Source organism: Pseudomonas mandelii, assembly GCF_900106065.1.
In the GTDB taxonomy this organism is placed as follows: domain Bacteria; phylum Pseudomonadota; class Gammaproteobacteria; order Pseudomonadales; family Pseudomonadaceae; genus Aquipseudomonas; species Aquipseudomonas mandelii.
On record NZ_LT629796.1, the window covers coordinates 2939032 to 2952420 of the forward strand.

The following is a 13389-nucleotide window of genomic DNA, read 5'->3' on the forward strand; positions in this document are numbered from 1 at the left end:
CGCTGCAAATCAAACCGGCTGCCCCCGATCAATCTTGCTGCTCAAGATGATCGAAGTCGTCGTCTTCTCCACCCCATCCACACTGCCAATCTGATCCAGCAACTGATCCAGCTGCTCCGGCGATTCCGTGCGAAGCCACGCCACGTAGTCAAACTCGCCACTCACCGCACACAACTGCTGCACCTGGGCCATGGCACTGAGCCGGCGCAGCACTTCCTTGCCCGAGCGCGGTTGCACCGTGATCCCGACGTACGCCTGCAATCCACCGTCCACCACCCGTTGGCCCAAACGCACGCCGTAACCGGTGATGACTTTTGCCTTTTCCAGCCGTGCCAGACGAGAAGTCACCGTGGTCCGTGCGATTCCCAACTGGCGAGCGAGCATGGCCACGCTTTCACGGGCGTTGATCTGCAAGGCCGAGATCAGTTGGCGGTCGATTTCGTCAAGAACGGGTGGGCGGGTGTCAGGCAAGGGTCGTCTCCAGCAACACAAATCAGTGGGCTGGCATGTTACAGCACGGCTGGCACGGCGGATGTCAGAGAACGTCAGACGCCGCGCGGAAGACAGGATGGACACCAGCTGTCAGTCATAGTCGAATGAGAAATCGAGGGATGCGAGGTGATCAAAATGACAAAGAACATGCCTCCCGCTGTCCGGGATCACGCAGTGCAGATTGCCAATCACGAAATGGGTCACTACGTCGTTGCCCGAGTCTTGGGGTTTGAAACGGGTGATGTGAGCCTGACAGTGACCATGGACTTGAGGCATCAAGCGGGTGCTTCCATTACCTTGGCGCGTTCAATTACGACGATTGAGGCAATGAAGGAGCATCTGCAAGCCCGAATGATGGTTCTCTTTGCGGGCGCCATGGCGCAGTCATTGACTTCAAAGCGTTCGCCCGGCAAACGCGTCGATAAGCCGAAAGCGGCCGCCATCCTGAGGGGAGAACTTGGGGCAGAACAGGACTACGCAAAAATAAGGGAATTACGGCACTTACTGCGCAACATCACCTATCCCGAGACGGATCCGGCTTCGTCTGAACGCGTAACGGCCGAGCTGAAAGAGATTACGGATCGTCTGTGGTTACGGACTCAAACAGTCGTTGAGCAGTTGGCCGATACGATTATTGGGTTGGGCGAAGCGTTGGTAGATGGCATGGGTATCGTGGAGCAATGGGGGCGGTCGGCGGATACGTATGAGGGTGTTTTGACGAGGGAGGGGCTTGAGCGGATGGGGTTGGTGCGGGCGATTCCGGGGTTGCGCGTTGGGGCTGGCAACGATGGTGCCGATTCGCACAGGGAGTAACTTCCGGGCGCGCATTGCACGCTCGGTCACGACTGGAAGCCCCGAATAATCGGGGCGTCTTTCAGTGGGATAGTGCGCGCTACTCCTCTGATTCCGTCGCGGTCCGAGCCGGTCTCGGCGTTAGCACCTTCACCACATCATCAATCACCGCCTTACCCATCGCCGTCAGATAGTGCGCGGCCCAGGCGTGGCGGTCAGTGTCTCTTGCGTAGGCAGCGTCCTCGGCAAATGATTTTGCGAGGAACAGCAGATCGGAGGCTTGTGACAATGCATCAACGATGGGGACACCGGCGCGGACGTTGAACAACGCCTGATCCGAGCAGTAGATGAGTGGGGTGAAACCGATGGTTTTCAGGTCTGAAATTGCGGATGGATTTATTTTATTCACGATATAACTCCTAGGTTCGAGGAGCTGCCACTTTCGTTACCACACGAAAGGGTGGCAGCTGTACGCAGGGTGGTAAACCGGGAACCAAGGAAACCGGCACGCCCGAAGGCGTCCCACGCACAGCTGCCATATCGAGATCACAGGCATAAAAAACTGCCTATCTTCGTGATGAGTGCACTGTTGCGCTGGTTCACCGGGTTACCACACCCGATCGCTGCATTTGCAGCGACGTCCGGAGAGTATCCCGTCGAAGAGAACGCCAACAAGGCGGCAAAGTGCCCAAACGCACCCATTACGCAATTCTCGGAGTTTGCCTACAACCTTGGCAGACGTCATCCGATAACCTCACGTCAGCGCAAAATATAACCTAGACGGCAGACAGGAAAAAACGCATGTCCCGCCGCGGAGCAGCGCACAGGACGCGACCCGAGCCCCGACAGGATGACTGATGCTACAAAATGACCGCAAAAATCTGGAGCTCGATAAGCTTCAAGTCGAAATCCGGAGATTCATTGCTGAAACCCGCAAGTTTATGGCGGTAGAAAGCAAGCTTAGGCAGGAGGCTTTTTGGTATCCGTTCGCAGTAGGCGCCGGTCTAGTGACCGCCGTTGTCGCCGCCGTCGGATTGTGGTTCAAGCTTTAAAATCGCTAACACACGGAAGCGACCAATGATCTGAGGTGCTTGAGTTTTACCGCTTGGCAGCCCACCTTATCTAACAAGGGTTAGCGCATTAGGCGTGACTCGTGATCCCTGCAGGAAGACGCAGTATGTCCACACCTCCTACGATTCAAGCCAGCATTGAACAGTTACACCGTGACGTGGCCGCCTTGGCCGAAGACATGCGTAGCCCATCCCCCATCGCGACCCGAGCAATCCTACTGCCGTTTGGACTCGGTGCCGCGCTGGCGCTCGTGACTATTGTTGCTGTTGCCTTGGTGGTTCGGCTGGTCTGATCTCTTAGGCCAAACGTTAGTCGCAGAAAAAAAGCCGCGCATTTGCGCGGCTTTCGTGTTTGGTGGGTCCACACGGAGGAATCGTGGACCAAAGGATTATGAGCAGGGCTATATTGCTAGGGCAGAAACGAAAAAAGACGCCATAGGCGTCTTCTTCGATTTGGTAAAGCAGATCCGGACACCACTTGCGAACCGCGTTGCGCAGTTACGGCTTTCGCCGCTGGGAAGCGCTCAATCTCATCCGGTCAGTCGCTTCGATAGCACTATTGACGTGATTCGTTAAATCAAAAGAAAGCCGCGCATCAGCGCGGCTTTCTTGTTTGGTGGGCCCACACGGATTTGAACCGTGGACCAAAGGATTATGAGTCCTCTGCTCTAACCAACTGAGCTATAGGCCCTCAGTAGGCCGCGGATTATAGCGATGGTTTCTCGGCTGTGCTATCCGAAAAATCCGATACGGCTATACGAAGAAACGTCGCGGCGAATTCGTCGGGGGGAAGCGGCAGGCTGACGATGTAGCCCTGGATCTGTTCACAGCCTTCTTCGGCGAGGAATTGTTGCTGTGCGAGGGTCTCGACGCCCTCCGCAATGACGGTGAATTGCATGCTGCGGCCCAAGGCGATGATGGCGCGAACAATGGCTGCATCGTGGGGATCGTCAGGCAGGCCGCGGACGAAGGACTGGTCGATCTTGAGGATGTCCAGTGGCAGGCGCTTGAGGTAGCTCAGAGACGAGTAGCCGGTCCCGAAGTCGTCGATGGCCAATTGCACGCCCAGGTGTTTGAGTTGGTGTAGCACTGCCAGTGCTTCTTCGGCCTGGCTCATGATGAAGTTTTCGGTAATTTCCAGTTGCAGTAAACCGGGCGCCAGGCCGTTGTCTTTGAGCAGTTGCTCAATCCGTCCGAGCAGGTTCGGCTGACGCAATTGAGCACCTGCGAGATTGACCGAGAGGGGGCCGAGGCACTCGTAGACCTGATTCCACTCGTTCATCTGTCGGCAGGCTGTCTCCAGCACCCAGTCGCCGATTTGCAGGATCATGCCGTTTTCTTCCGCCAAGGGAATGAAGTGTTCCGGCGGCACCGAGCCGAAGGTCGGATGTTGCCAGCGGATGAGCGCTTCGGCGCCGACCAGTCGATGGTCGGCGAGGCTGATTTTCGGTTGGTAATAGAGAAACAGCTCATTGCGCTCGATGGCGCGGCGCAATTCATGTTCCAGCGCCACGCGTTCGCTGGCCTGGGCGGTGAGGTCGCGGGTGTAGCTTTCCACCCGGTTGCGGCCCTTGGCCTTGGAGCGATACATCGCCGCATCGGCGTTTTTGACCAGCGTGGCGACATCGCAGCCATCCTTTGGGTACAGGCTGGTGCCGATGCTGGCGCTGATGAAAAACTCGTGTTCGCCGGCCTGAAAAGGGGCGGCGAAGCAATTGAGCAGCTTGGTGGCGATGTTGTCGGCGTCACTGGATTGTTGCAGGCCGGGCAGCAGGATGATGAATTCGTCGCCCCCCAGGCGCGCGACGGTATCGATGTCGCGCAGCTGCTCTTTGAGGCGCACGGCAATGCCTTTGAGCAGCAGGTCGCCCACCGGATGGCCAAGGCTGTCGTTGATGTGTTTAAAGCGATCCAGGTCGAGGAACAGCACCGCGCCCTGGCCACCGTTTTCCTGTTGGGTATTGAGTGCGGTCAGCAGTCGGCTCTCGAACAGCGTACGGTTTGGCAGGCCGGTCAGCGGATCGTGGTGCGCCTGGTAGTCGAGTTTGGCCTGCGCGTGTTTGAGGCTGGAAATGTCCGCGAACACCGCCACGAAGTGGGTGATGAATTTTTCCCGGTTACGCACGGCGCTGATGGTCAGCCAGCTCGGGTAGAGCTCGCCATTCTTGCGTCGGTTGGAAATCTCGCCTTGCCAGTGACCTTCGTCCGTCAGCTGATGCCACATCGCCGCATAGAACGCGCTGTCGTGAAGCCCCGAGGCGAGCAAGCGAGGGGTGTGGCCGAGTGCTTCGCTCTCGCTGTAACCGGTGATCTCGGTGAACGCTCGGTTGACCGCGCTGATGTGCTGTTGGGTGTCGGTGATCAACACGCCCTCGGCGGTGCTCTCGAACACTGTGGCGGCCTGTTGCAGTTTCTCCTGCATCAGGTGCCGCTCGGTGATGTCCCGGGCGATGGTCAGCATGCAGTCTTCGTCGCCGATCGGCAGCGGACGGCTTGAAACCTCGCAAAGGCGGATCTGCCCGTCACTGCGGCGGATGTGGCAACTGAAGTCGCGGACGAAGCCATCCCGGTGCAGCAAGTCGAGCATCTGTTTGCGTTCATTGAGATTGACCCATATCCCCAGCTCCAGGGCTGAGCGATCCACGGACATCGCGCTGTTGAAGCCTGTGATGCGGCTGAAACCCTCGTTGACCTCCATTAGCAACCCGTCGCTCTGCCGCGACAGCAACAAGCCGTCCGGTGAGGCGTGGAAGGCCTTGGCGAATTTTTCTTCGGAGGTTTGCAGTTGCTGCTGGGTTTCCTTGAGCTGACTGATATCGCGCACCACGACGACCAGCGCAGGGGTCGTATCGAGATCGAAGGGCTCGGCGGAAATCAGACCGGTAAACACCTGGCCATTGCTGCGTCGAAAAGGCATCTCCAGGTTGCGGATGCTGCCGGCTTGCAGGCGCTGCAGCAGGCCCGGCCCGACGCCGGGGATGCCCCAGATGTTGAGGTCGGTGGCGGTCTGGCCAATGACATCTTCGGCCTTGAGACCAATTTGTTCTTCGAACGCGTTGTTGACTTCGAGCAGGCAGCCGTCGGACAGCCGCGCAATCACCAGGATGTCCGGGCATTGCTGAAACACGGAGGCGAATTTTTGCTCGGAGAGTCTCAACGCTTCTTCCGTGCGCTTGGCGTCGCTGATGTCTATCATCAATCCGCGCATAACCGGCTCATGGCCATGCTCGATAAGACTGACGATATCGCGCACCCACAGGCAGCGGCCGTCGGCGGTGATAACGCGGTAATCGACGCTATGATCGCGCCCGGCCAGCACTTCGTGATCGCAGAATGTCTGGGCCCGGGTCAGGTCCGCAGGGTGGATGATGTTGCGCCAGAACCCCGGAATGAGCCAATGGGACAGGGGATAGCCAAGCAGTTCTTCGGCATGCGGAGACACGTAGCTGTAGGTGAAATCGCTGATCCGTGCTTCCCAGGCAATTGCGGAAAGGCTCTCCACCAGCCCGCGGTAATGGTATTCACTGCTGCGCAGCTCTTGTTCGAGGTCGACCCGCCGGGCGATTTCCGAACTCAACCGGCGGTTAATCCGGATGACCACGGCCAGCGTGATCATCAGAAACAGCAATCCGGGCAGGCCGTAAACCAGCAAGTCGGACCAGAAGGTTCGGTGATCCAGTACATTGCCCACCCAGTGTTCCTGAATGGCGCTGATTTCACTTGAAGTCATGTCCGCCAGGACTTTGTCCAGAATCCCGACCAGTATCTTGTTGTCGGGGGGCACTGCCATCGCCAATTGATAGCGATAGGGCGTTTCGCCGCTGACATACAGGCCGTCGAGCTTGAGCTGACGCAGGCTCCAGACGCTGGAGGCGAGATCGCCCACGACCGCATCCACTTCATCGGTGGCCAACGCCTGCAAGGCTGAGCTGACATTGGGCATCGCCACCAGATTCAGGTCGGGGTGGTGCGTGCGCAACAGCTCATGGGGCGCATAGTTTTCCACCACAGCGATCTTCAGCCCGTAGAGCTCTTCGAGCTTGCGCGGTTGGGGGCCTCCGACATGGGCGAGGATGACAATCGGAAAGTCCAGGTAGGGACGAGTGAATGACAGGTACGACTGGCGCTCCGGGGTCGACATGATGCCCGGCAAGACGTCCAGCTTGCCTTGCTTGGCCTGCTGCAGGACTTCGGTCCAGCTGATCGGTTCGATGGGCGTCAGTTTGACGGCCAGCCGTTGACGGATCACGTTGATGTAGTCCGCCGCCAGGCCCTGATAGCGGCCCTGGTCGTCACGAAATTCGAACGGCGGCCAGGACGCGTCGACACCCAGGCGCAAGTCCGGGTGAGCCGCCAGCCAGCTACGTTCTTCGTCGGTCAGAGTCAGCGCGCCAGCCGTTGCGGTCCAGGTCATCAGCGACAGCAAAAAAAGCACGGTCGGCAGTCTGGGCATAACGGTCTCGTTATGGCTCGGGGAATGTTTCGAGTGTAGACGGGCAATTCGGCGGGGGGGAGGTACGGGGGATTTTATCTGTAGAAAGCAAAACCCCCGGCCTGGGCCGGGGGTTCTGTGATCACTCGTCGAGGAAGGAGCGCAAATGCTCGCTTCTCGTCGGGTGGCGCAGCTTGCGCAGCGCCTTGGCTTCGATCTGACGAATCCGTTCACGGGTCACGTCGAACTGCTTACCAACCTCCTCAAGGGTGTGGTCGGTATTCATGTCGATACCGAAGCGCATGCGCAGAACCTTGGCTTCACGGGCAGTGAGGCCGGACAGCACTTCGCGAGTCGCTTCTTTAAGGCTCTCAACAGTGGCGACATCGATTGGCGACTGCATGGTCGAGTCTTCGATGAAGTCACCCAGATGGGAGTCTTCGTCATCACCGATCGGGGTTTCCATGGAGATCGGCTCTTTAGCGATCTTCAATACCTTGCGGATCTTGTCCTCAGGCATTTCCATGCGTTCGCCCAGCTCTTCCGGGGTCGGTTCGCGACCCATTTCCTGCAACATCTGCCGGGAAATACGGTTGAGCTTGTTGATCGTCTCGATCATGTGCACCGGAATACGGATGGTGCGGGCCTGGTCGGCGATCGAGCGAGTGATCGCCTGACGGATCCACCAGGTGGCATAAGTCGAGAATTTGTAGCCGCGGCGGTATTCGAACTTGTCTACCGCTTTCATCAAACCGATGTTGCCTTCCTGGATCAGATCGAGGAATTGCAGGCCACGGTTGGTGTACTTCTTGGCGATGGAGATCACCAGACGCAAGTTCGCTTCAACCATCTCTTTCTTCGCGCGGCGGGCCTTGGCCTCACCGATCGACATGCGACGGTTGATGTCCTTGATCTCGGCGATCGTCAAACCGGTTTCGGTTTGCAGCGCGGTCAGCTTTTGCTGGCAACGAATGATGTCCGGTTGCAGGCGACCAATGGCTTCAGCGTATTTGCTTTTGCCTTTGGCCAGTGCATCGGTCCAGCTTTCGTCAACTTCGTTGCCCGGGAACTGGCGCAGGAAGTCGGCACGCGGCATGCGGGCATCACGAACGCAAAGTTGCATGATCGCGCGCTCTTGCTGACGCAGACGATCCAGGGCACTGCGAACACGCTCGACCAGGCCTTCGAATTGCTTCGGAACCAGTTTGATCGGCATGAACAACTCAGCCAGCAGCACCAGCTCGGCGATTGCCAGCTTGTTGCCACGACCGTGCTTTTTCAGCGCCTTGCGGGTGATTTCCATCTGATCGGAGACAGCGCCAAAACGCTGTGCTGCGATGACCGGATCCGGACCGCTTTCGGCTTCTTCTTCGTCGTCGGTGCTGGCTTCAGCTTCTTCGTCGTCGGTATCGTCGTCCGCTTTAACGGCTTTCGGATCGACAGGCGGCGGCACTTCGGCAGCAGGCGGCGCAATGCCGTCGTCCGGGTCGATATAACCGCTCAGGACGTCGGATAGGCGGCCACCTTCGGTGGTAACGCGAGTGTACTCGGAGAGAATGTGGTCAACCGTACCAGGGAAGTGCGCGATTGCGCCCATCACTTCACGGATACCCTCTTCAATACGTTTGGCGATTTCGATTTCGCCTTCACGAGTGAGGAGCTCTACCGTACCCATTTCGCGCATGTACATGCGCACTGGGTCGGTGGTACGACCAATGTCGGTCTCGACCGCTGCCAACGCTGCTGCTGCCTCTTCGGCCGCGGCTTCGTCAGTATCGGCGTCGGCCAGCATAAGGGAATCCTTATCTGGCGCAACCTCGAATACGTTGATCCCCATGTCGTTAATCATGCGGATGATGTCTTCCACCTGTTCCGGATCTGAAATATCCTCCGGCAGGTGGTCGTTGACCTCCGCGTAAGTCAGGTAACCCTGCTCACGACCAAGTGTGATCAACTCTTTGATACGAGACTGCTGTTGCGCTTTTCCGGACATAACACCCTATCCACTGAAGGTCTTGGCGGGCAAAAAACAAGCCGAGGATTATACCTGAGCTATGACCTCACGCGCCAGTTGAGGTCGGGGTTGATACAGCCATATTGCGTTTTAATAGGTCGCGCATCTGATTTGCGATCTGATTTGCTTCCTCCGCGGTCAATCCTGGCTGCCTTGCTTTCCTGATAAGTACTTCCAGGCTATCCGTGTGTTGACTTGCCGATAGCCTAGTAATGGTGTCTAAAAACTGTTGTTCAAGGTTATCGCCGTCAATCAGCCATTCCTTTTCCGCCAAAGCCTTGAGCAGACGCCCCTGTTCAGTCCCGTGCCAGCGGGCCATCAACTGAATAGAGTTTAGCTTAGGATTTTTTTGCACGGCCTCGATCAGCGCTACCAGCAACTGAGCGTAGGTATTGCTCTCATTGGCGAAGTGGTTGGCGGTTTCGACCTTGCTAGCCAGATCGGGGTGATGAATGAGCGTGCGAAGTGCGATCAGGGTTGGGGCTTCCACAGCAATCGGTGTGCGCGGGGCGCTCGGTTGATCGCGATCGCCGCCTCGCTTGCCGTTTTTGTCCCAGGGCTTCTTGTCCCACTTCTTGCCGCCCGCTCCGGGTTTCTTCGGCGTCCATTCCTGCTGCGGCACATACATCTCTTGTGCCTGCGGCTGATGGTAGTCGCTGTAATCCGGCATGGCGTCGTAATCGACGCCCGGGTCGTATGCAGGCGGCGCATCTTGAGGTGCGCTTTGAACCAGTTGGCTCACGGCTTCACCGCTGAGGCCGGTAATTTCGGTCAGACGCTGACGCATCAAGATGCGCAGGTTGGCGCCAGGGACCTTGTCGATCAGCGGTGCGGCGAGGGTGGCCATGTGGGCCTTGCCTTCGAGCGAGCGCGGGTCCGATTCCTCGGTCAGTTGCTGAAAGAAATAATCCGCCAACGGCTGGGCGTGCTGGTTGATTCGCGCGCGGAAAGCGTCAGTGCCTTCGGAGCGGACCAGCGTGTCGGGGTCTTCACCTTCGGGCAGGAACAGAAAGCGCGCGCGCCGCCCGTCTTGCAGGCACGGCAGGGCAGCTTCCAGTGCGCGCCACGCAGCGTTGCGGCCGGCCTGGTCGCCGTCGAAGCAAAAAAGCACGTTCGGCACGACGCGAAACAGCCGCTTCAAGTGTTCTTCGCTGGTGGCGGTGCCCAGGGTCGCGACGGCATTGCGCAAGCCTTGTTGGGCGAGGGCAATGACGTCCATGTAGCCTTCGACGACGATGATTTCGTCGAGGTTGCGGTTGTTCTTGCGTGCTTCATAAAGGCCGTAGAGTTCCTGGCCTTTATGGAATACGGGGGTTTCCGGTGAGTTCAGGTATTTCGGCTTGTCGTCGCCCAATACCCTGCCGCCGAAAGCAATGATGCGTCCGCGGCTGTCGCGGATCGGGAACATCACGCGATCGCGAAAGCGGTCATAGCGTTTGCCGGTTTCGGCGTTCTCGATCAGCAGGCCGGCGTCGACCATGGCTTTTTGTTGCAGGGTGTCGCTGCTCAAGTGCTTGAACAGATTGTCCCAACCGGGCGGCGCGAAGCCGAGGCCGAAGTCCCGGGCGATTTCGCCGGTCAGCCCGCGACCTTTCAAGTAATCCACAGCCGCTTTGCGCGATGGATGGCTTTTCAGGGCTTGCCGGTAGAAGTCGGCGGCTGCAGTCAGCAGCGGGTACAGCGGCGAATCAGTCGGTTGCCGCGGTTTGTGCGGCCGACCGCTTTCTTCGCGGGGGATTTCCATGCCCGCGGCTTTGGCCAGTTCTTCGACAGCCTGGACGAAATCCAGGTTGTCGTGGTCCATCATGAAGCCGAGGGCGTTGCCGCCCGCGCCGCAGCCGAAGCAGTAATAGAACTGCTTGTCGGGGCTGACGCTGAAGGACGGGGTTTTTTCTTTATGAAAAGGGCAGCAGGCGGTGTAGTTTTTACCGGCCTTTTTCATTTGCAGGCGCGAGCTGACCACATCGACGATGTCGGTGCGGTTCAGAAGGTCGTCAATGAAGCTCTGGGGAATTAGCCCGGCCATGGCGTTCTCGTCATCTGCGCTGAAATGGACCCAAAACGATGAGCGGCCGAACGCGGGTCGTTGTTTGAGGCGCGCAAAATGTGCGGCTCGACCGGTGTCGTCTGCGTAATCGCTGTCGGGAAGTGTATCTGCCGAAAATCCACTGACGTTAGTACCAATCAGTATTCGACTATATGAAAGTATTTCGCTGAAATCCGCTGCGGCCAGTCGAGGGCCTCGGATAGCTCATAAGCGGGCACGCAAGAAGGTGCCTTGGGCTGATCGTCGTAAGAGGAATCAGTGGGTGTGCTCGTCAGTAGCCTTGGAAGGCTCGTCAGAAAAGACGTGCACCGCTGGCAAAAGAGCCAGGTCTGACGCTGCGAAGCAGGTTTGTCTCGGTCGCGTCTGCGGCTTTGACGGTGAAGCATCAAGCGTTTTCCGCAAATGCCATTAGCCCGGCTGAGGGCCGGGCTTGGCAGAAGCTTGCTACGAACGTCTGTGTATTAGTACAGACGAACGGCGCGGCGCTGTTCGCGCTGAACTTTCTTCGCGTGACGCTTAACAGCGGCTGCTGCTTTGCGCTTACGCTCAGAAGTAGGCTTCTCGTAGAATTCGCGGCTACGAACTTCAGCCAGTACACCGGCTTTTTCGCAGGAGCGCTTGAAACGACGCAGAGCTACGTCGAAGGGTTCGTTCTCTTTTACTTTGACGGCTGGCATCCAGAGCTACCTTCATTCATTACCGGGGTCAACATCCTCGCGGCAAAAGAGCACTTGAAGACGTCGGTTTTTAAGGGTTGCGGATGTTAACTCCTCATCGACCGGAATGCAAAGCCTCTGATCGAAAACCGCTAGTCGGGGCATCCCATGGCGACTATTATGCGCGCCTTCGAATTCAGCCTAAACAAGGCGCAAACCCATGCTAGTACTGGGATTAGAAACCTCCTGCGACGAAACCGGTGTCGCATTATATGACAGTGAGCGCGGCCTGCTGGCCGACGCGCTGTTCAGTCAGATCGACCTGCACCGCGCCTATGGCGGTGTAGTGCCGGAGCTGGCCTCGCGCGACCACGTCAAGCGCATGCTGCCCTTGATTCGTCAGGTGTTGGCCGAAGCTGACTGTGTGCCGACCGAGATCGATGCCATCGCTTATACCGCGGGTCCTGGCCTGGTCGGTGCCTTGCTGGTGGGCGCCTCTTGCGCTCAGGCGCTGGCCTTTGCCTGGGGCATTCCGGCCTTGGGTGTGCACCACATGGAAGGTCACTTGCTGGCGCCGATGCTGGAGCCGCAGCCGCCACAATTCCCGTTCGTCGCTTTGTTGGTGTCGGGTGGTCATACGCAGCTGGTTCAGGTCGACGGTATCGGTCACTACACGCTCTTGGGCGAGACCCTCGATGACGCCGCCGGTGAAGCGTTCGATAAGACCGCGAAGATGATGGGCCTTAATTATCCGGGCGGTCCGGAAATCGCCAAGCTGGCGGAGCGGGGCGTTTCAGGACGTTTCACTTTTCCGCGTCCCATGTGCGACCGCCCGGGCCTGGCGTTCAGCTTCAGTGGCTTGAAAACCTTCGCCCTGAACACTTGGCAGCAGAGCGTCAGCGCCGGGGACGACAGCGAGCAAGCCCGTTGCGACATCTCGCTGGCGTTCCAGCAGGCCGTGGTGGAGACTTTGACCATCAAGTGCAAGCGCGCCCTGAAACAAGCGGGCATGAAGCGTCTGGTGATCGCTGGGGGCGTCAGCGCCAACAAGGCGCTGCGCACCTCCCTGGAAAAGATGCTCGGCGACATGAAGGGCGACGTGTTTTATGCCCGTCCGGAGTTCTGCACCGACAACGGCGCGATGATTGCGTTTGCCGGTTGCCAGCGCTTGCAGGCCGGCCAGCACGAAAGCCTGGCGATCAGCGTGCAGGCGCGCTGGCCGATGGAGCAACTGTCGGCGCTGTGATGAGCGGGGCTCACGCCCGGTATTTAAAAATGCCGTTCGCGCCCGGCAAACAGGTCGCGTAGATTGCCGCGATGACGCCAGACGATCAGCCCCGTGAGTGCGCTCATGGGTAGCAGTGCCGCAGGTGCTTGCCAGGCCAGCAGCGGCAGGGTCAGCGGCGTGGCGATCAATGCGGCGAGGGAGCTGGTGCGGGTCAGGTAGAACGTCAGCAACCAGGCGCAAACCGCCAGCAATGCAGCTGGCGGATACAGGCCCAGGAGCATTCCTGCCGCGGTGGCGACACCCTTGCCACCGCGAAAGCGAAAGTACAGCGGGAACAGGTGGCCGATGACGGCACAGACGCCGATCCAGGCCTGTTCTTGCAGCGAAAGACCCGCAACACCGGCGATCAACACCGGCAACAGGCCTTTGCAGAGGTCGCCGATCAGGGTCAGGATGGCGAGTTTCTTGCCGGCCAGGCGCAACATGTTGGTGGCGCCGGCATTGCCCGAGCCACTCATTCGCGGATCGGGGTTACCGGTCAGGCGGCTGAGCAAAATGGCGAAGGACAGAGAGCCGAGCAGGTAGGCGAGGGTCGCCAGTAACCAAAACATGCTAACTATTCCGGGCGAGGACGCCCTGATTCTAACGGCGCATTGCG

At 58.6% G+C, this 13389-nt stretch carries 11 protein-coding genes and 1 tRNA gene; 4 read left to right on the forward strand and 8 right to left on the reverse strand.

Annotated features, from left to right (window positions below):
* Nucleotides 1–9 precede the first annotated feature (9 nt).
* Nucleotides 10–471 carry an Lrp/AsnC family transcriptional regulator gene (locus BLU63_RS13370; protein ID WP_083375633.1) on the reverse strand — a complete coding sequence of 154 codons (462 nt, stop codon included), beginning with the start codon at nucleotides 469–471 and terminating at the stop codon, nucleotides 10–12.
* A 156-nt stretch (nucleotides 472–627) separates the two neighbouring features.
* Between BLU63_RS13370 and BLU63_RS13375 the strand changes: the two genes are divergently transcribed.
* Nucleotides 628–1305: a peptidase M41 gene (locus BLU63_RS13375; RefSeq protein ID WP_083375634.1), complete on the forward strand. Its 678-nt coding sequence runs from the start codon at nucleotides 628–630 to the stop codon at nucleotides 1303–1305.
* 79 nt (nucleotides 1306–1384) lie between these two features.
* Here the strand turns inward: BLU63_RS13375 and BLU63_RS13380 are convergent, their stop codons facing one another.
* Nucleotides 1385–1693: a DUF3077 domain-containing protein gene (locus BLU63_RS13380; protein ID WP_010467147.1), complete on the reverse strand. Its 309-nt coding sequence runs from the start codon at nucleotides 1691–1693 to the stop codon at nucleotides 1385–1387.
* A gap of 448 nt (nucleotides 1694–2141) precedes the next feature.
* On the opposite strand from BLU63_RS13380, the gene BLU63_RS13385 reads away from it, so the two are divergent.
* Nucleotides 2142–2336, forward strand: coding sequence for a hypothetical protein (locus tag BLU63_RS13385; protein ID WP_083375635.1), 195 nt, complete (start codon nucleotides 2142–2144; stop codon nucleotides 2334–2336).
* Between the two features lie 125 nt (nucleotides 2337–2461).
* Nucleotides 2462–2647, forward strand: a complete 186-nt coding sequence (locus BLU63_RS13390; RefSeq protein ID WP_077747304.1) for a hypothetical protein — start codon at nucleotides 2462–2464, stop codon at nucleotides 2645–2647.
* A 321-nt stretch (nucleotides 2648–2968) separates the two neighbouring features.
* Here BLU63_RS13390 and BLU63_RS13395 read toward each other — a convergent pair.
* The 5 genes from BLU63_RS13395 to rpsU all read right to left on the reverse strand — a co-directional run bounded on the left by BLU63_RS13395 (nucleotide 2969) and on the right by rpsU (nucleotide 11524).
* A tRNA-Ile gene (locus tag BLU63_RS13395) sits at nucleotides 2969–3045 on the reverse strand.
* A 15-nt stretch (nucleotides 3046–3060) separates the two neighbouring features.
* Entirely contained in the window at nucleotides 3061–6807 is a 3747-nt protein-coding gene (locus tag BLU63_RS13400; RefSeq protein ID WP_083375636.1) for an EAL domain-containing protein, read from the reverse strand.
* Nucleotides 6808–6928: 121 nt separating this feature from the next.
* Complete coding sequence (gene rpoD, locus BLU63_RS13405; RefSeq protein WP_077747306.1) at nucleotides 6929–8779, reverse strand: RNA polymerase sigma factor RpoD; 1851 nt, start codon at nucleotides 8777–8779, stop codon at nucleotides 6929–6931.
* A 67-nt stretch (nucleotides 8780–8846) separates the two neighbouring features.
* Nucleotides 8847–10826, reverse strand: a complete 1980-nt coding sequence (gene dnaG / locus BLU63_RS13410) for a DNA primase (RefSeq protein WP_010467152.1) — start codon at nucleotides 10824–10826, stop codon at nucleotides 8847–8849.
* Nucleotides 10827–11308: 482 nt separating this feature from the next.
* Nucleotides 11309–11524 (reverse strand): 30S ribosomal protein S21, encoded by a 216-nt coding sequence (rpsU, locus tag BLU63_RS13415; RefSeq protein WP_002551877.1) that lies wholly within the window; start codon nucleotides 11522–11524, stop codon nucleotides 11309–11311.
* A gap of 199 nt (nucleotides 11525–11723) precedes the next feature.
* Between rpsU and tsaD the strand changes: the two genes are divergently transcribed.
* Entirely contained in the window at nucleotides 11724–12749 is a 1026-nt protein-coding gene (gene tsaD / locus BLU63_RS13420) for a tRNA (adenosine(37)-N6)-threonylcarbamoyltransferase complex transferase subunit TsaD (RefSeq protein WP_010467153.1), read from the forward strand.
* A gap of 23 nt (nucleotides 12750–12772) precedes the next feature.
* Here tsaD and plsY read toward each other — a convergent pair whose 3' ends face one another.
* Nucleotides 12773–13342 carry a glycerol-3-phosphate 1-O-acyltransferase PlsY gene (plsY, locus tag BLU63_RS13425; protein WP_077747307.1) on the reverse strand — a complete coding sequence of 190 codons (570 nt, stop codon included), beginning with the start codon at nucleotides 13340–13342 and terminating at the stop codon, nucleotides 12773–12775.
* Nucleotides 13343–13389 lie beyond the last annotated feature (47 nt).